Annotated in this window: 23 protein-coding genes; 17 read left to right on the forward strand and 6 right to left on the reverse strand. The window is 41.6% G+C overall.

Features of this window, described 5'->3' with window-relative positions; genetic code table 11:
* The first annotated feature begins 259 nt into the window (after positions 1–259).
* A complete protein-coding gene (locus tag FAX86_RS08895) occupies positions 260–2869 on the forward strand; it encodes a sialate O-acetylesterase (RefSeq protein ID WP_144392970.1) in 2610 nt (869 codons plus the stop codon).
* A gap of 73 nt (positions 2870–2942) precedes the next feature.
* On the opposite strand, the gene FAX86_RS08900 is transcribed toward FAX86_RS08895, so the two are convergent.
* From FAX86_RS08900 to priA, 4 genes are all read right to left on the reverse strand, one after another.
* Positions 2943–3959 (reverse strand): NAD(P)/FAD-dependent oxidoreductase, encoded by a 1017-nt coding sequence (locus tag FAX86_RS08900; protein ID WP_144392971.1) that lies wholly within the window; start codon positions 3957–3959, stop codon positions 2943–2945.
* Between the two features lie 104 nt (positions 3960–4063).
* On the reverse strand, positions 4064–4645 hold the full coding sequence (locus FAX86_RS08905; protein WP_144392972.1) for an SPOR domain-containing protein: 582 nt from the start codon (positions 4643–4645) through the stop codon (positions 4064–4066).
* A 77-nt stretch (positions 4646–4722) separates the two neighbouring features.
* Entirely contained in the window at positions 4723–6426 is a 1704-nt protein-coding gene (gene argS / locus FAX86_RS08910; protein WP_144392973.1) for an arginine--tRNA ligase, read from the reverse strand.
* A 171-nt stretch (positions 6427–6597) separates the two neighbouring features.
* The gene (gene priA / locus FAX86_RS08915; RefSeq protein WP_205859136.1) at positions 6598–8823 is read right to left on the reverse strand and encodes a primosomal protein N'; all 2226 of its coding nucleotides are present in this window, start codon (positions 8821–8823) and stop codon (positions 6598–6600) included.
* Positions 8824–8995: 172 nt separating this feature from the next.
* Between priA and rpmE the strand changes: the two genes are divergently transcribed.
* The gene (gene rpmE / locus FAX86_RS08920; RefSeq protein ID WP_144392974.1) at positions 8996–9211 is read left to right on the forward strand and encodes a 50S ribosomal protein L31; all 216 of its coding nucleotides are present in this window, start codon (positions 8996–8998) and stop codon (positions 9209–9211) included.
* Between the two features lie 100 nt (positions 9212–9311).
* Here the strand turns inward: rpmE and FAX86_RS08925 are convergent, their stop codons facing one another.
* Complete coding sequence (locus FAX86_RS08925; protein ID WP_144392975.1) at positions 9312–11840, reverse strand: penicillin-binding protein 1A; 2529 nt, start codon at positions 11838–11840, stop codon at positions 9312–9314.
* Positions 11841–12020: 180 nt separating this feature from the next.
* Between FAX86_RS08925 and FAX86_RS08930 the strand changes: the two genes are divergently transcribed.
* The 15 genes from FAX86_RS08930 (at position 12021) to FAX86_RS09000 (ending at position 26324) form a co-directional block, all read left to right on the forward strand.
* Positions 12021–13088 (forward strand): pilus assembly protein PilM, encoded by a 1068-nt coding sequence (locus tag FAX86_RS08930; protein ID WP_144392976.1) that lies wholly within the window; start codon positions 12021–12023, stop codon positions 13086–13088.
* Positions 13088–13660, forward strand: a complete 573-nt coding sequence (locus tag FAX86_RS08935) for a PilN domain-containing protein (protein WP_144392977.1) — start codon at positions 13088–13090, stop codon at positions 13658–13660. The genes FAX86_RS08930 and FAX86_RS08935 overlap by 1 nt, the downstream gene beginning before the upstream one ends.
* Positions 13653–14276: a type IV pilus inner membrane component PilO gene (locus FAX86_RS08940; RefSeq protein WP_144392978.1), complete on the forward strand. Its 624-nt coding sequence runs from the start codon at positions 13653–13655 to the stop codon at positions 14274–14276. Before FAX86_RS08935 ends, FAX86_RS08940 begins: the two co-directional genes overlap by 8 nt.
* The gene (locus FAX86_RS08945) at positions 14273–14812 is read left to right on the forward strand and encodes a pilus assembly protein PilP (RefSeq protein WP_144392979.1); all 540 of its coding nucleotides are present in this window, start codon (positions 14273–14275) and stop codon (positions 14810–14812) included. The genes FAX86_RS08940 and FAX86_RS08945 overlap by 4 nt, the downstream gene beginning before the upstream one ends.
* Before the next feature lie 22 nt (positions 14813–14834).
* On the forward strand, positions 14835–16931 hold the full coding sequence (locus tag FAX86_RS08950) for a type IV pilus secretin PilQ (protein ID WP_144392980.1): 2097 nt from the start codon (positions 14835–14837) through the stop codon (positions 16929–16931).
* Positions 16932–17033: 102 nt separating this feature from the next.
* Positions 17034–17552 (forward strand): shikimate kinase AroK, encoded by a 519-nt coding sequence (aroK, locus tag FAX86_RS08955; protein ID WP_144392981.1) that lies wholly within the window; start codon positions 17034–17036, stop codon positions 17550–17552.
* 20 nt (positions 17553–17572) lie between these two features.
* Positions 17573–18652: a 3-dehydroquinate synthase gene (gene aroB / locus FAX86_RS08960; RefSeq protein WP_144392982.1), complete on the forward strand. Its 1080-nt coding sequence runs from the start codon at positions 17573–17575 to the stop codon at positions 18650–18652.
* Between the two features lie 2 nt (positions 18653–18654).
* On the forward strand, positions 18655–20307 hold the full coding sequence (locus FAX86_RS08965; RefSeq protein ID WP_144392983.1) for an SPOR domain-containing protein: 1653 nt from the start codon (positions 18655–18657) through the stop codon (positions 20305–20307).
* 73 nt (positions 20308–20380) lie between these two features.
* Positions 20381–21448 carry a uroporphyrinogen decarboxylase gene (hemE, locus tag FAX86_RS08970; protein ID WP_144392984.1) on the forward strand — a complete coding sequence of 356 codons (1068 nt, stop codon included), beginning with the start codon at positions 20381–20383 and terminating at the stop codon, positions 21446–21448.
* Between the two features lie 14 nt (positions 21449–21462).
* Complete coding sequence (locus tag FAX86_RS08975) at positions 21463–22443, forward strand: hydrolase (protein ID WP_144392985.1); 981 nt, start codon at positions 21463–21465, stop codon at positions 22441–22443.
* A gap of 30 nt (positions 22444–22473) precedes the next feature.
* On the forward strand, positions 22474–23007 hold the full coding sequence (locus FAX86_RS08980) for a hypothetical protein (protein WP_144392986.1): 534 nt from the start codon (positions 22474–22476) through the stop codon (positions 23005–23007).
* Positions 23004–24569, forward strand: a complete 1566-nt coding sequence (locus FAX86_RS08985; protein ID WP_144392987.1) for a GMC family oxidoreductase N-terminal domain-containing protein — start codon at positions 23004–23006, stop codon at positions 24567–24569. Before FAX86_RS08980 ends, FAX86_RS08985 begins: the two co-directional genes overlap by 4 nt.
* Before the next feature lie 27 nt (positions 24570–24596).
* On the forward strand, positions 24597–25076 hold the full coding sequence (gene coaD, locus FAX86_RS08990; RefSeq protein ID WP_144392988.1) for a pantetheine-phosphate adenylyltransferase: 480 nt from the start codon (positions 24597–24599) through the stop codon (positions 25074–25076).
* A gap of 102 nt (positions 25077–25178) precedes the next feature.
* Positions 25179–25439: a YfhL family 4Fe-4S dicluster ferredoxin gene (locus tag FAX86_RS08995; RefSeq protein ID WP_144392989.1), complete on the forward strand. Its 261-nt coding sequence runs from the start codon at positions 25179–25181 to the stop codon at positions 25437–25439.
* A gap of 120 nt (positions 25440–25559) precedes the next feature.
* Positions 25560–26324, forward strand: coding sequence for a patatin-like phospholipase family protein (locus tag FAX86_RS09000; protein WP_246128533.1), 765 nt, complete (start codon positions 25560–25562; stop codon positions 26322–26324).
* On the opposite strand, the gene FAX86_RS09005 is transcribed toward FAX86_RS09000, so the two are convergent.
* A complete protein-coding gene (locus FAX86_RS09005; RefSeq protein WP_144392991.1) occupies positions 26321–26629 on the reverse strand; it encodes a DUF3301 domain-containing protein in 309 nt (102 codons plus the stop codon). The genes FAX86_RS09000 and FAX86_RS09005 overlap by 4 nt on opposite strands.
* Positions 26630–26633 lie beyond the last annotated feature (4 nt).

The raw sequence follows: 26633 nt of genomic DNA on the forward strand, positions 1-26633 counted from the left end.
TCTAAGCTTTTCGATGCTCTAACTTTGATTTATTGAATGATTCTAGTTGATTGTTCATTTTTAAGTTGCTGTTTTGCATCTTTATTTAGCGGAAACAGTAAGTTATATATTTGAGGTTTATTTCACAAAATACGCAAAAGCAGAATATAAATTTCACGATTAATTTTGAGTGAGTCACAAATCTTAGGTTTCGTTAATGACTTTGATGTTCACGGAGGATACTTTTCACCTATAAGGAATTTAAATTAAGGTGGATAAAATGAAAGAGTATCGTGTAATCGCTTTGAGTAGTCTGTTGATTTTGTCTGGATGCGGGCAAGATACTGATGATGACAATGATAATACTACTGATTGGTCGAATACCAAAATAGAAGCCGTTTATTTGGCTCAAACTCATGTTCTACCACCCGAAGCTCCTCTTTTTAAACTGGTTGGTAACCGAGACGCACTACTTAAAGTTCAAGTAATTGATCCAAACGAAGTAGCATCGCCAGATGTGACAGTTAACTTACAGCTGGGTGATCAGTTTGACTCATTAACCCTCGATGGGCCAACTTTATTACCTTCCACTTTCAACGGTGAAAAAGGGCAAGTTGAACACTCTTTCGATGACAGTTTTACGGTTGTTATTCCTGCGCAATGGATTTCCCCTGGCTTGTCGATTGAAGTGGTTGCAGCAGAGCAAAGAGCGGAATATGACTTAAATGTTGGTGCTCCTACAGATATTAAAATGAAAATGTTCGATATTCATTATTTCGGTCAAGGTGACTCTGACTACCCCGCAGGAACTTTTGCTGAGTTAGCGGCAAAGTGGCCGGCGGCATCGCTTTCTGTTGAAAGAGTTAGAGATATTAATTTTCCCGAAATGGTAATCCCGGCTCGTCCTGATGTCGGTGCGCCGAATGTAAGGATAACCTCAACTGCTGAATATCAAGAAAAAACAGGATTGAGGTTCGATGGTGAGCAAGCGGCGGCTTTACAGTGGGTTCATGCTCTATCTGCAGCGGGTGGAAATCAAGACACGGCAATGTGTTATGTCAACATTATAGGTGTACCGGCCGGCGGTCAGGCCGGTGGGTTTGATGGTGTTGGTGCGCCGAGTGTTGGAATTCTGAATCACGAATTAGGGCATGCATTATCGTTACCACACTGGGGTAATAACGGAAGTTATCCCTACAAAGGTGATATGCATGGAATTCCGGCTCCCGATACGCTTAACGGAACTCATGTTGGTCCGACGTGGGCATTTGATTTACCAACGTTAACGTTTATTCCGCCAACGGTTCAAGAAGACAGTAACCGTGGTGTTGCTGGAACCTATAAAGCGAGTCCTATGCAAGGTGGTGGAACCGGTGATCAAGAGGCTCAATTTTTAATGCGTCACTTTTCGGATTACAGCGTTAACCAAATGCAGAATTACTTAGAGTCGAAAGTCGCAATAAATAGAAATGAGAATTGGTTTAAATGGAATGACAACGATAAGTCGTATTCATCTCAAATTATTTCTGGGCTCGGTGTTCGTTATCCAATTGAAATGGATGTTGATGTTATAAGTGTTATGGCTGCGACCTCTTTGGCGGATATGGATTTAAATATGGTTTACCCACCAATTGGTCCTTACGTTGGTAATCTAATTCTGACCTTCGATCCGACAAATGCTGAAGATCGCGCATTAGCTGATTCAGATTACTGTCCAAATACCGGGTGTGACTTTACGCTCAAAGTGACTCAAGGTGGGAACACCCGTTATTATATGCTTGCAGCAAGCGGTGATCCGAGTGGGGATCGTTTCAATCAAAATAGTCTGAAAACGGTAGCTGTGAATCTGCGTGCATCAGATGGTGAAGTTACTAAAGTTGAACTTTTATTGACGCCTGATGCAGAACAAAATGGATTGCCAGCATCGCCTGACGTTTTAGATATTTTTCAAGAAGAAGGCGATAGTGGAAGTGATGAGTTTTCTTGGAATGATGAAAGCATTGAGCAATGCACTAATCAGTCCAATGGACCAGTTAAAGTATTTTTTCTAGCCGGACAATCAAATATGGTTGGTCACGGAACTGTCACTCCAACCCAAGGCCATTTAGATCGCAATGGTGGTTTGGGAACGCTTGAAAAATTGGTTGCTGACAATGAGGAGTATGCCAACTTAAAAGATAATAGTGGCAACTGGATTGAGCGTGATGATGTATGGATTGCAAATTTAAGTTCGACAGGTAAGTTAAGTGTCGGCAAAGGCTCTAATTCAAGTCACATTGGACCTGAGCTTGCGTTTGGTAACGTGATGGGCGATCACTATGATAATCAGGTGTTACTTATTAAAACCTCATGGGGTGGAACCAGTCTTGCTGTAGATTGGCGTCCGCCAAGTTCTGGTGGCGATACAGGACCTAAATATCAAGAAATGCTTGAGTATGCTCAAAATGTTTTAAGTAATTTAGAGAGTGAGTTACCAGGTTATCAAGGCCAAGGTTTCGAAATTGTTGGTTTTGGTTGGCATCAAGGTTGGAATGATCGAATAAATCAAGAGTTCAATGATGAGTATCAAACCAACTTGGTTAATTTTATAAATGACCTACGGCAAGAGTTAACTTTGACCGAGCTTCCATTTGTTCTGGCTACAACTGGAATGAGCGGTTGGGATGAAACTCATCCAAGGGCTTTGTCATTAATGAATGCGCAATTGGCAGTACCATCGGATAATCGATTAAATGCTAGAAAGGTAGCTGCCATCGAAACTCGGGATTTTTGGCGTTCGGCAGAAAACTCGCCTGCTGATCAAGGGTATCACTGGAATCGAAATGCAGAGTCTTACTATTTAATCGGTAAGAATTTAGCAGAATCAATGCTTCCACTAATTTGTCAGTAACGTAAATCATTTGTTCCCGATAATTTCGGGAGCAAGCCATTAAGGGCATTAAGAAAATTCGTATGAGTTCGAATTAAAGTTTGAACTCATTTTCTAGCAACATCATCGCCGATTTCCAAGCTCCCTCTACTCGACCTCCTGCTGCCCAAGCACCGGCTAGCGCTAATCCTTTCTCTTTATCTGCCCAATAAAAAGGTAATGCGTCATTTTCTTCTAAATTTGCATAACGCCAAAAATGAAAATAGGAATTTGAGATCGCAATTGGAGAATCAAAACAAGGGCGTAACCAAGTTTGCGCTGTTTCAATTAACCGTTGTTTCCAATGTTGTTGTTCAACTTGAGTTAAATCTTTAAATGGTTGATGAGGCTGATTTTTCTTTGACCACTCTGGAGAGAAGTGGACGATCCAATTAGAACTACTTTTTTCCTTTCTACCAGGTTTTGAAGAATCTCTACTGACCCAGCGAATAATTTCGTCACCAAATATACCTTTGATTTCAGAATTTGCTAATGGCGTTGAAGTTTGAAATGCAAGAGCCCAACAAGGTGTATGCTTTATTTGAGTTATTGCTTCTGGTGGTGCTGCATGTTCTGTGACTAAAGGTAGTGATTGCTCGACAGGGGCAGTGATAATTGTCCAGTCGAAACCAGGATAAAACTTATCCTTTTGATCGTGAAGTGTCCATTTTAAGTTTTGGAATTCTATTCGCGTAATTGAGCAATTGAACTTAATGTTTAGTTCGTTAGCAAGAAATTTTGCAGGGGCATTCATTGCAGGTAATCCGACCCAGCGCTCAGTATTATCTGGTGATAAAGTAAGCGTGCCATGGTTCATTTTATAAGGAGTAAACTGCCAAGGTGTAACCAGTCCTTGCTGCTGCCAATCATCGACTTTGGTTTTAAATGCAGGTTCTCGAACTGTAAAGTATTGTGCTCCAATGTCCAAGGATGCCCAGTTAAATCGTTTGTTGACAAGTCGGCCACCACGACCACGTGACTTTTCAAAAATAATGACCGAATGCCCGAGAGCTTTAAGTTCTTTTGCTAATGCTAACCCTGTTAAACCAGCGCCAATAATTGCGATGTCCATAATTCACCTTTACGATAGCTTTTTCGTTATACGTATAAGTCAGTGCTATTAGATACTATCGACGCACTCTATTTACTGAAATATGGACGCACTCTTGATTGTGATTAAAGCTTTTTACCCCAAATTTTACAGTCGTTTATATCGTTTCTTTGTAAACGATGTCGGATAGACTCTGCTTCTCGTTTACTTGCAAACGGGCCTAATTGAACTCGATAGAGTTGTTTGTCATTCCATTTTACAGGGACGATTTTACTTTCGAAGCCGAGCAAAGCAACTTTAGCTTTTAATGCGTCAGCGTTATTACTGTCACTAAAAGCCGCACATGGCATAACGTATTGCATTGAAATTTTATTTTCTGGTCTAGCAAGTTCTTCTTCAGGAATAACGACTTCTTTCTTTTCCAGAATATCGTGAAACGTGTACTTTGGAACCTCTGTCTTAGGTGTTTCGACTTTTCTGTCTGCAGCTTTTTCGGTTACTTGTTCTGAAGAGACTTTATTTTGTGCCGCTACTTTTGAACCATCGGGCTGAGGTATCCACTTTAAATAAATTAAAAATGCGACAAACCCACCAACAAGCATTCCAACAACGAGTACCGCTGCGGTTGGAAAACCCTGCTTTTTGCGACGTGTCGCATTACGTTTTCTTTTTTTCGGTGCAGACTTTTTTGCGTAATCTCTTGCCATTATTGTATTAGTCCTTCCTGGCGTTAATTAATTATCTAGACTCCTCATCGAGAGGAGAGCAGGAGGAAAAAATGCATTTACATTTTCTCTGGTGCACTAACGCCAAGTAAGTGTAATCCATTTGAAATAACTTGTTTTACAGCCGTAATTAAAGTTAAACGCGCGTCACATAAGTTTCTATCATCAACAATCCAGCGGTTGTTTGCGTCGTCTGATCCAATTTGATAATAGCCGTGAAGTAATGCAGCAAGGTCACGTAAATAATGTGCAATCACATGGGGCTCACATTGACTGGCTGCCGATTTTACGAGTTCTGGAAACTGACTCATTTTATCCATGAGATCTGTTTCTTGTTCTAGAGTAAGTAGCTCGAGTTGGCTCAAACCATTGGTTTGATCAAACGATTTACCAACTTCGCTAAGTTTTCTAAATGCAGAACAGACACGTGCATGAGCATACTGAATATAGTACACCGGATTGTCATTAGTTTGAGATTTCGCTAGTTCAATATCAAATGTGAGTTGAGATTCCGCTCGGCGCGCTGCCAGGAAATAGCGAGTTGCATCACGGCCCACTTCATCGATGAGATCGCGAAGTGTGACATAACTGCCTGCCCGCTTGGATATTTTAACCTCTTCTCCGCCGCGCATCACTGTTACCATCTGGTGCAGAACATAATCTGGATAACCTTGAGGTATGTCCATCTTAAGTGCTTGAAGGCCTGCTCTTACTCTGGTGATGGTTGAATGATGGTCGGCGCCTTGTTCATTAATGACCTTTTTGAAGCCTCGTTGATATTTATTTAAATGATAAGCAACATCGGGTACAAAATAGGTGTATCCACCATCTTTTTTGCGCATGACACGATCTTTGTCATCTCCAAACTCAGTGGTTTTGAGCCATAAGGCTCCACCATCTTCGTAAGTGAATCCGTTATCGACGAGTTGTTTGACGGCTTCTTCGACTTTTCCTGTTTCATACAATGATGATTCAAGGAAGTAGTTATCAAAGTGAACGGCAAAGGCTTTTAAGTCCAGGTCTTGTTCTCGGCGTAAATAAGCAACGGCAAAGTGTCTAATGGCTTCAAGATCATCAGGGTCGCCTTTGCCTATGACGTGCTGATCTTCTGCGTCTATTTTTACTTTTGCCATATAATCATCGGCAACGTCTTTAATATAATCGCCTTGATACCAGTCTTTTTGCCAAGCGACGTCGTCAGGGGAAATGTCTTTACAACGGGCCTGTACTGATAGAGCGAGGTTGTTTATTTGTTGACCAGCGTCGTTGTAATAAAATTCAGCGGTTACATCCCAACCATTTGCTTCAAGTAATCGGCAAATGCTGTCGCCAACTGCGGCGCCTCGTCCATGTCCTATATGCAATGGCCCCGTTGGGTTTGCGGATACAAATTCCACCTGTACTTTTTGACCATTCCCAGTTTGGTTATGACCAAAAGTATCTTTTGCTTTGAGTACTTCACTGATAACGGCACTTTGAGCGTCTTGCGCCATGAAAAAGTTAATAAATCCAGGTCCGGCTATTTCTACTTTTGTAATTGCGGCTGACTCTGGTAGAGCATCAATAATAATCTGAGCAATATCGCGAGGTGGTTTGCCAACCTGCTTTGATAGCATCATTGCTAAATTAGTGGCAAGGTCACCGTGAGCTTTATCTTTAGTGTGGGTCACTTGAAGTCGCGGTGTGAAATCTTCGGTTAGTAGGCCGTCAGATTTCATCTTTAGTATCGCTTGTTCAAGTAGTTGTAATAATGTGTCTTTCATCGAAATTGCTTATATCAATTATTAAGAATACAGTGTTTGCCGTATTATCCTTGAAAAGGGTTGAATGATCGATACCTATAAAGATTTGATTCAAAGTTTTCGTTCTAAAGTGAATAAAATCTCTTTTCAGAACCCTATGGAGTCTTGGGCTTATTAAATCTGCCTGACTTGTTACAGTAGATCTTGAGCGTCAATATCTAATGACCAACGAACTTTACTGGCCAGAGATGATTGTTCGATTTCATCCATTCTTTCATTTATGGCTGAATGTAAAGCTTTTCGAGACGGGCTGTTCAGTAATAGTTGGAATCGAAAGCGTCCAGCTTTTCGACTAATGGTTGATGCAACAGGCCCCAGTACTTCTAATTGATTCATGAATTGAGAAAAGTTTTGTTTTACAAAAGCTAAAAATTCATAGGCCGAATCTTTATTGGTTGATTCTGAGCGAAATAATGCAACGTAAGTATGTGGAGGTAATTGAGCTTCATTGCGATCGGCGAGTAACTTTGTTGCTAATTGGTGGTAGTCATTTTGCAACAAAGCCTGAAGTAAGCTGTGTTCTGGATGATGCGTTTGTACGACAACCTCGCCTTTGCGTTCGGCTCGACCAGCTCGGCCGGCGACTTGTGTGATCAGTTGTGCTGCTCGTTCGGGAGCTCGAAAGTCACTACTAAACAAAGCCCCATCAATATCTAGTATTGCAACAAGTGTTACCTTGGGGAAGTGATGGCCTTTGGCAATCATTTGTGTACCAACTAATAATTGGGTTTCTCCCTTTTTAGCGGCTTCAATGTAATTTTTCATCGAGTCTTTGCGTCTGGTCGTATCGCGGTCAATTCGTTGTAATGAGATGTTTGGAAATCGATCCGATAAAAACTTTTCGATGCGTTCGGTGCCTTGTCCCACACTCACCAGCTCGGTGCTGTTGCATTTTGGGCAGTTGTGAATTTTATTTTGATAGCGGCCACAGTGATGGCATTGCAAATACTCATTATGTTTTGATTGGTGCAGCGTCATATAGCTATCGCAACGGGTGCAATCGGCAATCCAACCACATTGGTGGCACAATAAAACAGGAGCAAAACCTCTTCGGTTGATAAAGACTAGTACTTGATTGCCCGCTTGAATGTGAGATTCAATCGACTTTAGGAGCGGTTGACTAAACCCTTCGATCATTGGTTGGTTTTTACAGTCGAGAAGTTTTATTGTTGGTAAGCTTTGACCGGTCGCCCGCTGAGTCAACTTGATGTGCCGATATTTGCCAGATAATGCATTGTTGAGTGATTCTAGTGAAGGTGTTGCACTGCCTAATAAAACCGGAATGTTTTCCATTTGCCCGCGCAATAATGCGATATCTCTGGAAGAGTAGCGAAGTCCATCTTGTTGTTTAAATGAGAGATCGTGCTCTTCATCAATAATGATCATTCCTGGCCATTTCAGTGGAGTAAAAATTGCAGATCGGGTACCAATTATAATTCTTAAGGCACCTTCACGTGCTTTTAGCCAGGTGTTTAAGCGTTGTTTGTCGGTGAGTCCTGAATGAATAACGCCAACATGTCCCGGAAATCTCTGCTCAAATCTTTTAAGTGTTTGTGGTGTCAGACCAATTTCTGGAATAAGTATGAGTACCTGTCGATTGGTGTTCAGCTGTTCCTCTATCACTTGTAAGTAAACTTCCGTTTTGCCGCTTCCCGTGATTCCCTCTAGTAATGTGGCAACAAATTGGTCATTGGTTGATGTGACTTCTTTATAAGCTTCTAGCTGTTCTTTATTTAAAGATTTCTTTTCTCCAGTAGTAATCTTTGGTGCTTTAGGAGTAATTAAGTGTTTTTCTACCCAGCCCTTTTCGAGGAGGGTTTTGAGGGTCGCCGTTGATATTTCAACGTGTTTTAGCTCGTCCTGGTTGACGGGGTGATTCTCGTTTTCTAGGTAGGTTAGCGCTTTTTGCTGTTTTACGGCTCTTTTAGACAAGCTCGTTTTTGCTTCTACACCTGTCGGAGTTATGGACCAGAAAATCTCTGGAGACAAGGTGCAGCTTTCTCCTTTCATGAGTGCATTAGGAAGCGCTGTGGCAAAGCAGTCTCCCAAACTGTGATGATAATATTGCGATACCTTGAAGATGAGGTCCCAAAGTGTATTTTGCGGAATAACAGGATGTTCATCGATAATTAGATTAGCTGGCTTGAGCTTGTTTTCCGGTAGGTCGGTAGTATTCGGCTGGTCAACAATGATACCAATAAGCTCTTGTTTTCCAAAGGGAACCTTTACCCGACGACCAATGTATGCACCAGGTTGAGCCACCTGATAGGTGAACAGTCGACGGAGCGGTACTGGAAGGGCAACTGTTATTAGGTTTTGGCTCAAAGTTCTGACATCGGCTTTTTTATTGTGGGTCAATGGTATGCATTCCGTAAAATATGTAAAGGGGAAAGCGAATCTTGGTGGGACTTTTTAATGGAGGTTGAATTTACACCAGTGGGGGAGTATGATCGCGCGTCCCCTAACTGGGTGGATGGTGTTTGTTTCAACCTGAAGCGAATAGCGATCCACAACAAAGAGAGAAAGTATTATGAAAGAAGGTATTCATCCTAAGTATGAAACCATTACTGCTTCTTGCAGCTGTGGTAACAAGATTGAAGTTGGTTCGACTCTTTGCAAAGACATTTCACTTGATGTTTGTTCTGCATGTCACCCATTTTTCACTGGTAAACAGAAAATCGTTGATACTGGTGGTCGAGTTGATCGCTTCCGTAAGCGTTTTGGAAGCCGAGGCGGAAAGAAGTAATTCTTGCCATCCAGCTATAAAAAAGGCGCCAAATGGCGCCTTTTTTGTGCTCTTAAGCTTTGCTTTTCTTAATTTCAGCGTCTGTTTTACTCACCGATGATCAGAAAATATCTCCGAAAGGATCGTCGATAGGTTTTTCTTCGACCTCTTCTTTTTCGGGCACAAACTCTGTTCTAAATACTTCGAAAATAGCTTTCTCTGTTGCGCTGTTGGCAAGTTTGCCTGTTTTAGGATCTATTCTCGCAGTAACAATGCCAGGAGGTTGAGACATTGTGTTTTGGGGCTTATTTTCTAGCGCAACTTCCATAAACTTTTGCCACACAGGTAGGGCTGCTCGACCACCCCACTCGCCATTACCAAGAGACAGGGAGTAATCTGCAAATCCAACCCAGGCAGTAGCCACAAAATCACCATTGTACCCAGAAAACCAGGCATCTTTCGCATCATTGGTTGTTCCTGTTTTTCCGCCAAGATCGTTTCGTCGTAAAAGAGGACTTCCACTGTTGTAAAGAGTTCGCCAAGCGGTGCCTCGATGTATAACGTCTTTCATCATACTATTAACGATAAAGACGTTACGCTCATCGATCACTCTGGGAGCCATTTTCTCTTCATCAATGGGAAGTTTAGGTAATGCCTCTAGAGGTATTAACATCGGATCTTGAGCTCCCGATACCAACGACTCATCGGTTGTTGGTTGAGAATTTAAACTGCTTTTATTGGCAACCTCTTGAGAGGCCTGCTCTTCAATTTTTTCTAAGATATCTTCGCATTCTTTACACACCTGTATCGGCTCTGCTTGGAAGAGTACATCTTGATTAGGTGTTTCAATACGTTCGATAAAGTAGGGTTCTATTTTATATCCGCCATTTGCAAAAATTGCATAGCCTTTGGCGACTTCGAGAGGAGTGAAGCTGGCACTTCCCAGGGCAAGTGAGTTATAGGGTTCCATATACTCGTCGGGAAAGCCTAATTTTATCAAGTAGTCCTCTGCAAACTTCGGATTAATCGCATTAATCAGGCGTATTGAAATAGAGTTGTTAGAAAACCTGAGGGCGTCCCTTAAACGGGTAGGGCCTTTGTAGTTACCGCTGTCATTTTTGGGGCGCCAAAAATCCTCTGCTGTGACATCAAACTCAGTAAAGGGGGCATCCATTAATACACTTGCTGCGGTGTATCCTTTTTCAAGTGCCGCCGAATAAATGAATGGTTTTATATTTGATCCAGGTTGTCGTCTGGCTTGAGTCACCATATTAAATTGATTCAAATTAAAGTCATAACCTCCAACTAAGGCCTCAACCGCTCCGGTTTCTGGCTTTAGGGCGACGAACCCGCCCGTTACATCAGGTACTTGGCTGAGCTCTAGCTGATCTTCCGAATTTAATATGGTTCGAATGACGTCACCTGGTTTCAATACCTCGCTGACAGTCTTCGGTTTAGAACCTTTTCTATCTTGATTTATGAATGGTGCTGCCCACTCTATGCCTTCCCACAGAATATTCTTTTCCTCACCTTGTTGAGTTAACACTGTGGCCATTTTGTTTTCGTCATCAATAGAAATAACTATCGCGGGATACAACTCTGCGGCAAAAGGAAGGCTCTCTAGAAAGTCGACTTTTTCATCCAGAGTCATGTCACTCATTGCTTCCAATACTTGTTCTGGACCACGATAACCGTGTCTACGATCGTACTCGCGTAAACTTTTTCTTAATGCTTTTTGGGCTGCGAGTTGGTATTCGTTGTTTAATGTTGTGTAAATTCGGTAGCCATTGTTATAAGCGTCTTCTCGACCAAAACGCTCAATCATTTCGCGACGCACCATTTCTGCTAAGTAAGGCGCTGATAATGAGACATCAGTTCCATGCTTGCGTGAGTTAATAGGTTTTTTGATCGTTTCTTCGTAAGCTTCTTCAGAGATGTATCCTTCAGCCAACATTCGACCCAACACGTGATTGCGTCTGTTTTCTGCATTATCTGGGTTAGAAATAGGGTTATAAATCGATTCGCCTTTTGGTATTCCTGCAAGAATGGCGACTTCATCGAGCTCCAGTTCAGACAATTCTTTACCGAAATAGACTTGCGCTGCAGCACCCAGCCCATAAGCGCGATGACTAAAGTGGGCTTTGTTAATGAAGAGTTCGAGAATCTGATCTTTTGATATTTCAGATTCTATTTTCCATGCTAGAAAAATTTCTCTGAATTTTCTGGTAAAAGTTTTTTTTCGGTTCAAATAGACATTCCGAGCAACGAGTTGGGTGATTGTACTTGCACCCTGACTACGTGTTCCCGTTGTGACATTGGTCACAATTGCACGAAAAACTCCCCAAAAATCAACGCCTGAGTGCTCGTAAAATCTTTTATCTTCTGTTGCAATAAGTGCGTCGATAAATGTTTGCGGTACCTCTTCAAGAGTGACCGGTATACGTCGCTTATCTCCGAACTCTGCCAATAGATCTCCAGAGTGGCTATAGACAGTCATTGGAGTTTGCAGACGTATTTCTCGAATGGAATCGACATTGGGAAGGTTTGGGCCAAGGTAGAGATAAAGCCCTCCGAACCCCATAAACCCGGCGATTGCGAAAAGGATCGCATAATATCCGCTTTTATTTAATGCTTTCAGTAGATATTTCATTGGGCACAAACTATATATTTAGTGTTCAGATTATGATTTTGACACAGTATATCGTTTAATAGTTGCATTAGGATATTTTTTTTGGAAAAAAGGTGAAATATCGGACAGTTAGCGCTATTATTTAATGTGAATACACACGTAAGTAGTGTAAATATATAAAGTTATAGGAATTTTACGCTTATGCTGGCTCAGCTATTCGGGACAAAAAGGCCTTCAGTGGTTGGGTTGGATATTAGTTCAACCTCTGTAAAGCTGTTAGAATTGGGGCGCGTGGGCTCTCGTTATAGAGTAGAAGCTTATGCGGTAGAACCGTTACCTCAAGAAGCGGTTTCGGAACGTGATATTCGCGAGCCGGAAGCTGTGGGCGAGGCAATTAAACGTGTGCTTAGCCGATCAAAGTCAGGCATCAAAAATGCCGCCGTGGCTGTTGCCGGTTCTGCTGTTATCACCAAAACGATTCAAATGGATAAGAATCTCTCTGAAGATGAAATGGAAAGTCAGATTCAAGTCGAAGCTGATCAATATATTCCCTATCCTTTAGAAGAAGTCGCCTTAGATTTTGAGGTGGTTGGTGAATCTGAAAAAGCCCCTGATAAGGTGGATGTTCTATTGGCTGCCTCCCGGTCAGAAAATGTTTACAGTCGCGTTGATGCTGTTGAACTTGGTGGGTTAGAAACTAAAGTTGTTGATGTCGAAGCATACGCGATGGAACGTGCCTTTGGGTTGTTAGAAAATCAACTACCAGACCAAGGGGAAGGCAAAATTGTAGCGATTGTTGATGTCGGCGCTACTATGACCAGTTTGAGCGTCCTTGAAGATTTCAAAACCATTTATACTCGAGAGCAAGTTTTTGGTGGTGCACAGTTAACCGAAGAAATTCAGCGTCGTTACGGCCTGTCTTATGAAGAGGCTGGTATGGCGAAAAAGCAAGGCGGATTACCCGACGATTATGAGCCCGAAGTGCTAGAGCCTTTCAAAGAAGCCGTTATTCAACAAGTAAGCCGCTCACTTCAATTCTTTTATTCTTCAAGTCAGTACAGCGAAGTTGATCACATAGTTCTAGCTGGCGGGTGTGCTGTGATTGATGGTCTGGAAGATATGCTAGAAGAGCGTCTCGGAGTTTCTGCTTCAATTGCAAATCCATTTGCTGATATGTCCATTGCCAATCGAGTAAATGCACAAGCACTAAGTGTTGATGCACCATCATTAATGATTGCGTGCGGATTGGCGCTAAGGAGTTTTGATTAATGGCTCGCGTAAATTTACTCCCATGGCGGGAAGAACTTCGAAAAGAAAAGCAAAAGCAATTTCTGAGTGTCTTAATCTTAGTATTTATTCTCGGTGGCGTCGTTGTATTTGCTTACAAATACACAGTAGGTCTGCAGATAGATGCGCAAGAGAGACGCAATAGTTTTTTGGAAACTGAAATTCGGAAATTGGATGAACAAATAAAGGAAATTGAGAAGTTGGAAGAAGAGCGACGTCGACTCATAGAGCGAATGCAAATGATTACGAATCTGCAGAAAAGTCGTCCTAAAGTTGTACATATTTTTGATGAACTTGTACGTGCAATTCCGGAAGGTTTGAATTTGAAGTCGATTAAAAGAACAGGTGACAAGCTCGTAATCAATGGTACCGCAGAGTCAGCACAGCGCGTGACAGCTTTTATGAGGAAAATCGATGAGTCTGAATGGTTTGAGAGTGGAAGCCTTAAAGATATCGATACGGACTCGGATTATGGTGCTAGTCGCAAAGCGTTTTCCCTGACGATCAAAGAAGCTTCGCTATCTGATTCGAAAGAGGGTGCGGGCAATGAGTAGTTTGCAAGATTTTAAACTTGAAGATTTAGATGTAAACAACATGGGAGTTTGGCCAACTCCGGTAAAGGCTGTTTTCGGAGCAATAGTCTTCATTCTGGTTGTTGTTGGAGGTTACGTCTTATTTGTGAGCGATGACGAAGATGCTTTGGCTGCAGCAAAAAACACTGAGCGAGAATTAAAGCAAAGCTTCGAAACTAAGCAGCGCAAAGCTGTTCATTTGGATGCATATCGGGATCAAATGAAACGGATTCAAAATTCTTTTGAGTCATTGTTAAAACAGCTACCTCAAAGCAGTGAAGTTCCAGGACTTGTTGATGAAATATCTTACGCGATCACTGGTGCGGGATTAGAACTCGATAATATTTCTCTCAAAGGTGAAATTGCGAAAGAAATTTATTTTGAAGAGCCATTAGATATCATTATTTCCGGTGGCTATCATCAAATCGCTGAGTTTGTTAGCCGTGTCTCGAACATGCCGCGGATTGTTACTTTACATGATTTTGAAATCAGCAATACCGGCAGGGAAGTGTTCGGTACTGAAGGTGAAATGATGTTAAAGATGACGATTACTGCAAAGACCTATCGTTACGATGAAGGTGGGGAGGTTCAGCAGTGAAATACAAAATAGCACTAATTTTTATGTCTTCATTTGTGCTTTGGGGCTGTAGTGAATCGACAGACGATTTGCAGGAGTGGGTTGAATCTGTGAAAGCTAAGCCCGCTGGTCCTATCGAACCGATGCCTGAGGTTAAAGCTGCTCCATCATTTGAATATAAAGCTCATGATTTAAAAAGTCCTTTCGCAGAGCTCTCTTCTGAAGTTGAAAAAGAATTACTGGTTATTGCTGAGCAATGCGATGTTGAGTTGCAACCTGATCCAGATAGGACGCGTGAAGATCTCGAACGTTTCTCTTTAGATTCAATGGAAATGGTGGGTGCAATGTTTAAGGGCGATTCAAACTGGGGGCTCATAAAAATGACTGGCGGACCCTCTGCAGGAAAAGTATTTAGAGTAGCAACTGGAAATTATGTTGGTGTCGATCACGGTAAAATTGTGGATATCAACGAGTTCCGAATAATGGTGGAAACACTCGTTCCGGATGGGCAAGGCTGCTGGGAAAAGCGTGTGGTTAATTTAGCCTTAAATGAGTGATTGAAGCATCAGGAGACAACAAATGTTAAAGTTTAATTCGAGTAATCAAGCAATGAAAAATATAATCAAAAGAGGTTCTTTGTTTTTATGTTTGATGGTTACTTCGATTGCAAGTAAGGCTAATGATCTCAATTCAATTAACTTTAATGTTCTCCCTGGGGACAAAGTTGAATTGCGTTTCAATATGTCTGAAACACCATCTACGCCAAGAGAGTTTTCAACGGAAAATCCCGCTCGCCTTGCTTTTGATTTTCAAAATACGTCGGTAAAACTTGCGGAAAAAACTTTGCCCGTATCTGTGGGAGCAACTCGAAGCGTTACGGCGGTTGAAGCCCAAGGTCGTACGCGGGTTGTCATTAACTTAGTAGAAAGTGTTGCTTATTCTACGCGTATCGATGGCACCGATTTCGTCGTGACCGTTGGAGAACCTAAAGCAGCGAATATTTCAACTTCTTCACCAACGAGTTCTTCAGGAGCCTCGAGGCAAGTTGCGTCCAATGTAAAGCAAATCGAAGGAATTGATTTCCGTCGAGGCGATCAGGGGGAAGGTCGTGTAATTATTGATTTAAGCAATCCAAACATTGGTATCGATTTACGCCAAGAAGGTCGAGACGTGGTTGCTGATTTTGTTGGTGTTGATATACCAGCTGAGCTCATCCGTAAACTGGACGTTATTGATTTTGCAACCCCGGCAAAGATTATAGAGACCATGCAAGTTGGCGGAAATGTGCGTTTGATTGTCAAAACAGCAAATGAATTCGAGTTTCTTGCCTACCAAGCAGAAGACAAATATACCATTGAGTTAAAGCCGTTGACTCCCGAAGAGGTCGAGCGAAAGCGACGTCAAGAACCTCAATATACCGGTGAGAGAATGTCTTTGACATTTCAGGACATCACTGTTCGCGCGGTTTTGCAATTAATTGCTGATATAGCAAACGTTAATATGGTGACCAGCGATACGGTAACTGGTTCAATTACACTGCAATTGCAAAATGTTCCCTGGGATCAGGCGTTGGATATTATCTTGAAAACAAAAGGTCTTGATAAACGTCAAAACGGTAATGTTCTTCTTATTGCCCCTGCAGATGAAATTGCAGCTCGAGAAGCATTGGAGTTGCAGTCTGAGCAGCAAGTGGAACAATTAGCACCTCTAAGAAGTGAATTTATTCAAGTTAACTACGCAAAAGCGGCAACCTTGATGGGGATTATTCAAGGTGAAAAAACGTCATTTCTTTCTGAAAGAGGTAGCATCACGATTGACGCGCGAACGAACACTTTGATGGTTAGAGATACCATTAAGAAGCTAGATGAAGTGCGTCAGCTCGTTCGAACCTTAGACATTCCGGTTCGCCAAGTGATGATTGAGTCAAGAATTGTCGTTGCTGATGATGGTGTCAACGAAGAGTTGGGTGTCAGGTTTGGTGTTCATAATACAGCTGACAGTAATCGAATCGGTGTTTCTGGAACAATAAATAGTGCAACGGACCTTATAAATGATTTTGCTGCTGGTGGAACCGTTGGTGAGGATCGGCAGTTAAACGTAGACTTGCCGGTTCAACAGCCAGCAGGTCAGATAGGTATGGTTTTAGCTCGACTATCGGATAATTTAATTTTAGATGCAGAACTTTCTGCCTTGGAGAGCGAAAATCGTAGTGAGGTAATAGCTTCGCCGAAAGTTGTGACAGCCAACCAGAAAGAAGCCTATATTGAAGCCGGTGAAGAAATTCCTTTTCAGGAAGCAGCAGGTGGTACTTCTGGAGGAACTAAGATTGCGTTTAAAAAAGCAGTGTTAAGTTTAAAGGTGACACCTCAAATAACACCGGATGACAGGATCATTCTTGATTTGCTAGTTAACCAAGATACTAGAGGCGAAGAAGTATTGGGTGTTCCATCGATTAATACGCGGGAGGTTGGAACGCAAGTCTTGGTCGATAATGGCGAAACTGTCGTTCTTGGTGGTATCTATCAGCAGCGTAAGAATAAAGATGTTACCAAAGTTCCTTTGCTCGGAGACCTGCCTGGACTTGGTATATTATTCCGAAATACTGTTGAGTCAGAAGCAAAAAGTGAATTATTGATATTTGTGACTCCAAAAATCATCAAAGAAGGAGTAAGATAGGCCCTCAAATTTGGCGCAAGAGCCCGCTTTGAGCGGGTTCTTGTATTTTTGAGAGGTGAAAAGTCTTATATATCAATAAGATAGGAATTTTGAATCGACACAATGAAGAATAAACGTAACGTATTCTTAGTCGGCCCCATGGGGGCTGGAAAAACAACCATAGGCAAGCAACTTGCCGATATCTTAAAACTAGAGTTCATCGATACTGATCAAGAATTGGAGCGCCGCACAGGAGCACCTATCGATTGGATTTTTGATATTGAAGGGGAAGAAGGTTTTCGTGACCGAGAACAAAAAATTATAGAGGAATTAACCTCTCAGCAAGGCATTGTGTTGGCGACTGGAGGTGGAGCGGTTATTCGTGACGAAAATCGGCTGCATCTAGCGGGACGGGGCGTTGTTATCTATTTAGAAGCTTCGATTGATCAGCAGGTGGAGAGAACTCGGCGCGATAAACGTCGTCCTCTTTTACAAAATGATGATCCAGAAGGGACCTTAGTCGATCTAATGGATGAAAGAGATCCTCTTTATCGTGAAATCAGTGATTACGTCGTTGCAACTAACGAAAATACAGTTAAAGCCGTTGCAAACCGTATTGCCGAACTTGTACAACAAAATTAACCTATACGGATCCTCTACTCATGGCTCAGTTGACGGTTGATGTTAAACATCATCGTTATCCAATATTTATTGATAATACCATTCTGAGCCAAGCTGAGTTTTTCAAACCGTACATTCAATCCACGCAAGTTTTCGTTATAACTAATGAGACAGTTGGCGGATTGTATTTGTCGAAACTTAATTCTGTTTTAGATAATTATGAAGTTTCAACTTACTTTATGCCTGATGGCGAGGCCTATAAGTCATTTGATACTTTTCAGTCAATAATTGAAGCTTTAATTAAAAATGGATTGAGACGCAACGCAACTATCATTGCCTTGGGTGGCGGTGTTGTAGGGGATATGGCTGGCTTTAGCGCAGCGTGTTATCAGCGTGGAATTCCGTTCATTCAAGTGCCGACCACTTTGCTTGCTATGGTCGACTCCTCTGTTGGTGGGAAAACCGCCATTAATCATCCACTCGCTAAAAATATGGTTGGAGCGTTTTATCAACCGCAAGCAGTCGTAGTTGATTTGGATTGCCTCTACACATTACCTGCCCGAGAGTTTGCTGCAGGTATGGCTGAAGTGATTAAGTATGGACTTATTCGCGACTCTGAATTTTTAGAATACTTAGAAATGCAATCAACAGAAATTTTAAGTAAAAATTCTGATGCATTGAGTAACATTGTTAAAGTGAGTTGTGCAATTAAAGCAAAGATCGTTGAGCTCGATGAAACCGAGCAAGGATTGCGTGGAATATTAAATCTAGGGCACACCTTTGGTCATGCAATTGAAAAAGCTGGAGCTTATGAAGATTTTCTGCATGGTGAAGCTGTGGCTATAGGTACTTGCATGGTTATGGCCTTAGCTGAAGATAAAGGATTAATTACTGCGGAATATTTTCAGCGAGTTTGCAGCTTGTATCGCACTTATAATCTGCCAACTACAATACCTAAAACTTTTAAAATCTCAGAATTGCTCTCAACGATGCGACATGATAAAAAGAATCAAAGTTCAAATATTACTTTGGTAGTGCCAGTTGGCGTCGGAAAAGTTGAAATTACGGAACGTTTTTGTGAGTCGGACATTAAGCAAGCGATAGGTAGTCGAATGTTTTGAATATGAGTGAACAAGGGCATTTATTTCAATCGATGATGGCATCAGCGAATTTAATTGAGCTGACCAGCCAGGTAAAAACAGCTGAGAAGCTGGAGCACTTTTCTGTATATTCTGATCGCCTTATCTTTTTATCAGGAGCTTCGGGTTCTGGTAAGTCAGTCATAATCAAATTTTTAATAGATCAGCTACCTAAAGAAGTCGATGTCGTACTAGCGGATTGTCAAGATTCAAATTGGTTCTCTTCTCTATTGGAGGCTGTCGGCATCCAAACGACGGCAGGGCTACAAAGCTTCCAGTTTGGATTAGGTCAAGTGAATCCTACTACAGATTTACTGTTAATTTTGGATAACTCTAATGAGCTGACAATAGAGCAAGTCGAATTATTAGCCAATAAAGTTCAGGTGGAAACATTTCACTGCATATTAGTTTCTGATGAGTCGTCGAGTAATTTGATTTGGGCCGCTGACTATCCAGAAAAGTCGATTGTTGTTTCTGCTGAGCCTCTAACATCAGAAGAGAGCAAAGAGTTGTTGGCGACTCATCTCAAGGTCAAAGAATCTCAATTACAAACCGTTTTTCCTGAAAGTAGTATTGAGCAGATATTAAAACAGACAGAAGGCAATCCATCGAAAGTTATGGCTCTGGCAGCAAAAAAGCTAGCGGGGCGAGATGATATCAAAGATAACTTTCCAGTAAAAAAGATTGCTTTAAGCATGCTTTATTTATTTGTCGCACTGCTGTTAATTGGGTTGTTAATTTACCAAGATGATATTAATGAGCTTATTAATAGTCCAAAAGTTGATCAAAAATTGGGTTCGCATATGAGTGATACTCAAGAGGTCGACAGTAAAACTACTTCAAATCAGTCGGGTCAAGAAGGAGCCACTGAGTCATCAGACTTGAAAGTAAATCAAAGTGAATCCACGAATAAAGAAGATGTTTTTGCATCAGATGTATTTGTTGAGTCAGACGGTAAAAAGTTGCCTGATATTTCATCATCAGATGATGAGCCTTTCTCTGAAAGTAAAGAATTAAATGATAAAAAACAGGGACAAATTGCTGCCAATGATAATTTGGCAACTTTGAGTAATATTTCTGAGTCGAAAGTTAAAGATACTGAGCTTGATAATGTCAATCAAAATGACGAGATATCGGAACCCTTAGAAAGTGAGAGTTCCCAAGCTGACCCGACAGAAGCTCTCAAAGTTGAGCCGTCAAGTGATAATCAAGTTCAAAGCCTAGAAGTCGTTGATAGTGTTGAAGAAGATATTGCGGAAGCAATTGATTCTGTGGAATCTCAGTCAAATGAAAACAAACCTATTGAGAAAAATGCCTCGTCTCAAGAAGTAAAGTTCACTAGTGAAGAGCGGTTTTTTCTGAATCGACCTTCTGTTGACTGGGTTATTCAACTATCCGGATTCAGTCGCTTGGATAGTGCGGCTCAATTTATAAAGCAGAACATGAAAGTAGGTGAATTACATTTTTACAGAACCAATCGTTTTGGTGGTGATTGGTATGTGGTTGTTCTAGGACCATTCAAGCAAAAAAATGATGCATTATCTGCTAAAGACAAGCTACCTACCGAGCTTAAACAGCGCCAACCTTGGTTGAAGTCCGTCGCAGATGTCCAACAAGAAATCCGTTCTGTTAACTAAAATTAACGCAATTTTTTAACCTTACCTGCGTATTCATGTAAAATATGGGTAACTAGTTGTAGGAGATTTTTGCGTGAGTTCACTGAAAAACGATCGATATATTAAAGCCGCATTGCGTCAACCCGTAGATTGTACTCCTGTTTGGATGATGCGACAGGCAGGGCGCTATTTACCTGAATACCGTGAACTTCGTGCAAAAGCTGGAAGTTTTATGGCTCTAGCGACGGATCCGGAGTTAGCTTGTGAAGTAACGCTTCAGCCTTTAAGACGTTTTGAGCTCGATGCTGCGATATTATTCTCTGATATCTTGACGATTCCCGATGCTATGGGACTCGGTTTAAAGTTTGTCGCGGGAGAAGGCCCCGAGTTCGAAAAGCCAGTTAGAACCGAGAGTGATGTTAAAAATCTATTTGTACCTGATCCTTACGATAAGCTGAAATATGTAACTGATGCCGTGAGCACAATTCGTAAAGCCTTGGATGGTTCTGTTCCGTTAATTGGTTTTTCGGGAAGTCCATGGACATTGGCAACATATATGATCGAAGGTGGTTCGACTAAAAACTTTTCTGAAATTAAAGGGATGATGTACCAGTCGCCTAAGTTACTTCATCACGTATTAGATGTTTTGGCTGACTCTGTGATTAGTTATTTAAATGCGCAAATTGAATCGGGTGCACAAGCCGTTATGATATTCGATACTTGGGGCGGCGTATTAACTCCTAGAGATTACGAATTGTTTTCTCTTCAATACATGCAAAAGATTGTTGACGGTTTAAAGCGAGAGTATCAAGGTGAGCAAATACCTGTCACTCTGTTTACTAAAAATGGTGGAAACTGGTTAGATAAAATGGCTGATACTGGATGCGATGCCTTAGGAGTTGATTGGACATGCAACTTGGCTGATGCTCGTAGTCGAGTTAATAGCCGTGTCGCTTTGCAAGGTAATATGGATCCCTCTGTTTTGTACGGTTCTCCAGAAAGAATTCGAGATGAGGTTGCCGATATTCTTAAAAGTTATGGTCCAGGAAATGGCCATATTTTTAATCTTGGTCATGGTATTCACCAAACCGTTAATCCTGAGCATGCTAAAGTATTTGTTGATGCGGTTCATGAACTTAGTCGGCCTTTCCATCAGGAATAGCCTGGTTATTGTTAATGATCATTGAGTCGAAATTTAAGCCTTGGCCAGGAATTGCAAATCGTCATTTGCAAACGCTTGCGGGTCCTTTGCTTATCTCGACTCGTTATCAACCTAATCGTTGGCAAGTAATCGACTTGCCCGACGATGATTTTCTCGAATTCGCCTGGTTTGGCAAAGAAGACAGTCCCACGCTCGTTATTTCTCATGGGTTAGAGGGAAGTTATCAGTCTCACTACATTCAGCGACTCATAGCAAAGTTTTTGAAACATCAGTGGTGCGTCGTGGTTGCACATTTTCGTAGTTGTGGCCGTAATTTAAATCGCAGCATGAGTACCTATCATTCGGGTTCGAGTGATGAGTTAGGCTTTGCGATAAAGGTCATTAAAAATCAAACGCAACATCCTGTTTATGCTGTCGGATTTTCATTGGGTGGCAATGTTCTTTTAAAATGGTTGGGTGAAAACCCCGAACAAACGGACATTAAGAAAGCCATGGCTGTTTCTGTTCCTTTTAAGCTATCGACATGTGCGACTGCGATTAGCCAAGGAATGAGTCGAATTTATCAAAAACATTTAATCGATTCTCTAAAACTAAAAATGCAACAAAAACTGTCCGAAAACTTACCTGGTCCTCAATTGTCGAGCTCCGTTGACTTGAGCGCGATAAAAAATTTTTGGCAGTTTGACCATTATGTGACAGCACCTCTTAGCGGTTTTGAAAGTGCTGATGATTACTACCAGAAAGCATCGAGTTATCAATTTATTTCTAAAATACAAACACCTACTTTACTGTTGCAGTCTTTAGATGATCCTTTTATGACTGAAGAAGTAATACCGGAAAGGGAGCAGCTTGGTCCCGGACTTATTCTTGAACTTAGTCGGTATGGTGGTCACGTTGGTTTTCTAGATCATTTGAATGTTTTTAGTAAAGATTGTTTTTTGGCACGCCGAGTATTCGATTACTTTTCATTTGATTCACGCTCTGATTCTCATTAAAGTAGAGAAAAAATTACTGCTTGGAGCACCATGCTTACTCGGCGACAATTAATGATATGGAGTGTTTCTTCGCTAGCCGCGTTTAGTGGCGGTACCGCTGTCTATCAATTGATTCAAAAAGAAGATTTTGAGTCAATTGAAACTGATAAGTATCAGTTTCTAACAGATTCGGATCAAATTTTATTTTTGTCGATTGCTCCTGTTGTGTTAGGCGATACATGTCTAAAGTTATGGACGCAACAAAACGTATCTTTTAAAACGATATTAACGTTAATCGATAATGCTATCGTAAATTTTTCTAAACGCTCGCAGCAAGAAGTTCGTGAGTTACTCGATATTTTATGGAATAGAGCGGCTAAATTATTAGTTGCAAGAGTGTGGACGTCTTGGACTGATGCTGACGCCACTACAATCAATAATTTTTTACAGGTGTGGCGAGAAAGCTGGCTCGTTACTTTGAATCAAGGTTATCAGGCTCTTCAACAGTTAATTATTGCTGCTTATTACAGTAAAACAGAGAGTTGGTCGCTGTGTGATTATCCAGGACCTCCGATTCAACGATGACTTCACTAAAACTACATAAAAATCATATCGACCTATCGAAAGATACTTTGCCTATTAATAAAGTATTCGATGTTGTTATTGTCGGTTCGGGAGCGGGTGGCGGCATAGCGGCCGAAATTCTTGTTCAGTCGGGATTGAGTGTTGCCATTGTTGAGGAAGGGGCATTCAAAACAGCAGCTGACTTTACACTAAACGAGGCACAAGCTTATCCCGATTTGTATCAAGAAGCGATGTCGAGAAAGACAAAGGATAAAGGTATAACCGTAATGCAAGGTCGAACTGTTGGTGGGTCAACGACAGTGAATTGGACCAGCAGTTTCCGTACGCCTGAAAAAACTCTTAATCATTGGTCTGAAGTTCATGGTGTCAGTGGTTTTTCTAGTGAAGAGTTAGCTCCTTGGTTTAAAAAAGTAGAGCAACAATTAAATATTTCGCCTTGGCCCATTCCTCCAAATGAAAACAATTCAATTTTGGAAAAAGGTGCTCATAAACTGGGATGGTCTGCTGCGCGAATTCCACGAAATGTACGAGGTTGCGCTAATTTGGGCTATTGTGGCATGGGCTGCCCGATTGATGCTAAGCAGTCCATGTTGGTAACGACTATTCCAGCTGCTGTAAAAGCTGGAGCAACGTTAATTACCAATGCAAGGTGTCAAAAGTTAATTTATCGGGGAGAGGTCGTCGAACATATCTTATTGAGTCCAGTTGATAAGAATCATCAGGCTAAAAATAGCCTGGTTAAGCTGGCCTGTAATTACGTGGTGCTCTCGGCAGGAGCTATTGGTACGCCTGCTATTTTAATGCGTAGCAAAGTTCCTGATCCGCGCGCTCTTATCGGTAAAAGAACTTTTTTACATCCCGTTACGTCAGTGCTTGCGGATATGCCAGACAAGGTGAATGCTTTTTATGGTGCTCCTCAATCGGTTTATTCCGACGAATTTTTATGGCGTGATGGCGTCACTGGTAAAATCGGTTACAAACTTGAAGTCCCTCCTATCCATCCCGTTATCGGTAGTTCTATCATTCCGGTTCATGGCGAGCCACATAGCCAAATGATGAAGAGATTTCCTTATTTTCACGCATCTTTGGCTTTATTAAGAGATGGATTTAATGAATCAAGTATAGGCGGTCAGGTTGAGCTGGACAGATTTAATGAGCCTTTGCTGGATTATAAAGCCAATGGTTACCTGTGGGAGGGGGTGAAATCTGCTTTACTCAATATGGCTGAACTTCAATTTGCAGCCGGCGCGAAACGTATTAGACCTTTTCATATGGATGCACAGTGGGCTACAACTTGGCCGGCTGCCAAAACAATGATTGAAAGCTTAAAGCATCAAGTTGTGCGGACGTCATTATTCTCTGCTCATGTAATGGGAGGATGTGCTTTTGGTGATTCCCCTGATAATTCAGTGGTTGATAGTACCGGTAAAAGTCATTTCTTTAATAACTTGTCGGTATTAGATGGTTCGTTATTTCCGACCAGTTTAGGAGTAAATCCTCAATTGACTATCTATGCTATCTCTGCAAAGCTGGCGTCAGGGCTGTCAGAGCGACTAAAATGAGATAATCATTAATAATTTTATAGTGTTATGGTTAAAACAATCTTATATCCAGGTACTTTTGATCCCATTACTAACGGTCATACAGACCTTGTAACGAGAGCAGCGCGATTATTTGATAAAGTGATAGTCGCAATAGCCGAAAATCCAGGGAAAAGCCCTCTATTCAGTATGGACGAGCGTATTGAGATGGTCCAAAAGGCGACTCATGGCGTAGGATCTATTGAGGTTCTTGGGTTTGATGGCTTATTAGTTAATTTTGCTAAGAAACTCAAAGTTGATGCTTTGTTGCGGGGTATTCGCGCTGTTTCAGACTTTGAGTATGAATTTCAGCTGGCCAATATGAATCGGCGGTTAGCGCCTGAGTTAGAGAGTGTATTCTTAACGCCCGATGAGACAAATACTTTTATCTCATCGACTCTGGTTCGTGAGGTTGCTAAATATGGCGGTGATATCACCGATTTTGTTCATCCTTTTGTGGCTCAAAAACTTGCGGATAAGTTTTCTTAGAGAACGGTGTTGCGTGAGAATTAGTCATTACGGTTGCAATAGCTGAGCAGATGGTTAAAATACGCGCCCGTTTGTTGTTGAGATTTAAAGAGTGAGGGGCTTATGTCCTTAATAATTACAGATGAATGCATTAATTGTGACGTTTGCGAGCCTGAGTGTCCAAACGAAGCGATTTACCAGGGTGAAGAGATCTATGAGATCGATCCTGACAAATGTACTGAATGTGTGGGTCATTACGATGAGCCGCAATGTCAGCAGGTTTGCCCCGTCGACTGTATACCACTCGATCCAAATAATGAAGAAACAAAAGAGCAGCTTATCGAGAAGTATGAGAAGTTAACTGGAGAATCCTTCGCTGGTTAACGTGAAACTTCAGAAGCTGAAGGAAAAAGGTGGCTTGTTCCACCTTTTTTTATGCGTATTTGAAGGAGCTATATTCTTCATTGATTCTCGAGTTTATTTATATATTTTATTCTGATGCTAATGACACTCCATAACTGGTTACAAGAGAAACCATTCACTCTCACAATGTCTTCAGGCTTCTTTGGCTTTTTTGCTCATGCGGGAGTTTTGTCGGCTCTTGCGGAGCATAATTTGTTCCCAGCTAAAGTGACTGGTTCGAGTGCTGGAGCATTGGTTGTCTCATTGTGGGCCTCAGGAGTTGAGTCAGAGGTCATTGAACAACAATTATATGAATTGAGTAAAGATGACTTTTGGGATCCTTGGCCTGGTTTGGGTTTGTTACGGGGTAAAAAGTTTAAGCGGAAATTATCAGAGCTTCTTGGTTGCATGGAATTTGAACAATGTCGAGTTCCACTGGCCCTATCTGTCTGGGATGGGTTTGCGAGACGAACCCGAGTTTTAAAGTCAGGATCACTGGTTGATGCGATTTATGCCTCTTGTGCCGTTCCTTTTTTATTTCATCCCTTGTGGCAAAAAGGGCGTCTTTATTGGGATGGTGGTATTGGTGATCGTCCTGGGCTTGCTGGGACCGACTCTCAAGAACGTGTGTTCTATCATCACATTGCTTCGCGCTCACCCTGGCGCAGCAAAACAAGTGAAGTGTTAAAATTACCCTTCCGAGAGAATTTGGTGAGTTTAGTTTTGGAGGATATTAATCGTTCAGGTCCAGACAAACTTCATTTGGGGCCCGGTATTTACCAAGAATCTAAGCGTCTTGCAATAATAGCTCTAGGACGTACTTTTGATGACAGTCGAGCTGTCAGAATGAGTGCGGAGCAAGATTAATTAATGTGGAATGGCTCCAAATGGATATCGACGACATGAAAGCCTGCCATCTTAATGTAACCTTTGTAACGATGTTCTCGTGTTGAAGTAAATTCAAACTGATAGTCTCTAAACCAACGCCAAACACCATTTTTGTCTTTCTGCAGTCTTTGTTTTTGAAGTGCTATCGTTCCATCTAATAACTCAAGATCCGATTTGTAGCATCGCGTCAAAACTGCTTGATAGGCTTTATCTTTGATTTGCTGTCCGCGCCACCATAGGTAGCCAAGGAGTGATAAAACGAGAAGGAAGATTACTTTGGACATGATT

The organism is Pleionea sediminis, assembly GCF_007570825.1.
GTDB classification, from domain to species: Bacteria; Pseudomonadota; Gammaproteobacteria; order Enterobacterales; family Kangiellaceae; genus Pleionea; species Pleionea sediminis.

Bases quoted from the DNA above. Each gene is read 5' to 3' on its own strand.
- FAX86_RS08895 (WP_144392970.1), top strand. From the start codon at position 260: ATGAAAGAGTATCGTGTAATCGCTTTGAGTAGTCTGTTGATTTTGTCT.
- FAX86_RS08900 (WP_144392971.1), bottom strand. From the start codon at position 3,959: ATGGACATCGCAATTATTGGCGCTGGTTTAACAGGGTTAGCATTAGCA.
- FAX86_RS08905 (WP_144392972.1), bottom strand. From the start codon at position 4,645: ATGGCAAGAGATTACGCAAAAAAGTCTGCACCGAAAAAAAGAAAACGT.
- argS (WP_144392973.1), bottom strand. From the start codon at position 6,426: ATGAAAGACACATTATTACAACTACTTGAACAAGCGATACTAAAGATG.
- rpmE (WP_144392974.1), top strand. From the start codon at position 8,996: ATGAAAGAAGGTATTCATCCTAAGTATGAAACCATTACTGCTTCTTGC.
- FAX86_RS08925 (WP_144392975.1), bottom strand. From the start codon at position 11,840: ATGAAATATCTACTGAAAGCATTAAATAAAAGCGGATATTATGCGATC.
- FAX86_RS08930 (WP_144392976.1), top strand. From the start codon at position 12,021: ATGCTGGCTCAGCTATTCGGGACAAAAAGGCCTTCAGTGGTTGGGTTG.
- FAX86_RS08935 (WP_144392977.1), top strand. From the start codon at position 13,088: ATGGCTCGCGTAAATTTACTCCCATGGCGGGAAGAACTTCGAAAAGAA.
- FAX86_RS08940 (WP_144392978.1), top strand. From the start codon at position 13,653: ATGAGTAGTTTGCAAGATTTTAAACTTGAAGATTTAGATGTAAACAAC.
- FAX86_RS08950 (WP_144392980.1), top strand. From the start codon at position 14,835: ATGTTAAAGTTTAATTCGAGTAATCAAGCAATGAAAAATATAATCAAA.
- aroK (WP_144392981.1), top strand. From the start codon at position 17,034: ATGAAGAATAAACGTAACGTATTCTTAGTCGGCCCCATGGGGGCTGGA.
- aroB (WP_144392982.1), top strand. From the start codon at position 17,573: ATGGCTCAGTTGACGGTTGATGTTAAACATCATCGTTATCCAATATTT.
- FAX86_RS08965 (WP_144392983.1), top strand. From the start codon at position 18,655: ATGAGTGAACAAGGGCATTTATTTCAATCGATGATGGCATCAGCGAAT.
- FAX86_RS08975 (WP_144392985.1), top strand. From the start codon at position 21,463: ATGATCATTGAGTCGAAATTTAAGCCTTGGCCAGGAATTGCAAATCGT.
- FAX86_RS08980 (WP_144392986.1), top strand. From the start codon at position 22,474: ATGCTTACTCGGCGACAATTAATGATATGGAGTGTTTCTTCGCTAGCC.
- FAX86_RS08985 (WP_144392987.1), top strand. From the start codon at position 23,004: ATGACTTCACTAAAACTACATAAAAATCATATCGACCTATCGAAAGAT.
- coaD (WP_144392988.1), top strand. From the start codon at position 24,597: ATGGTTAAAACAATCTTATATCCAGGTACTTTTGATCCCATTACTAAC.
- FAX86_RS08995 (WP_144392989.1), top strand. From the start codon at position 25,179: ATGTCCTTAATAATTACAGATGAATGCATTAATTGTGACGTTTGCGAG.
- FAX86_RS09000 (WP_246128533.1), top strand. From the start codon at position 25,560: ATGACACTCCATAACTGGTTACAAGAGAAACCATTCACTCTCACAATG.
- FAX86_RS09005 (WP_144392991.1), bottom strand. From the start codon at position 26,629: ATGTCCAAAGTAATCTTCCTTCTCGTTTTATCACTCCTTGGCTACCTA.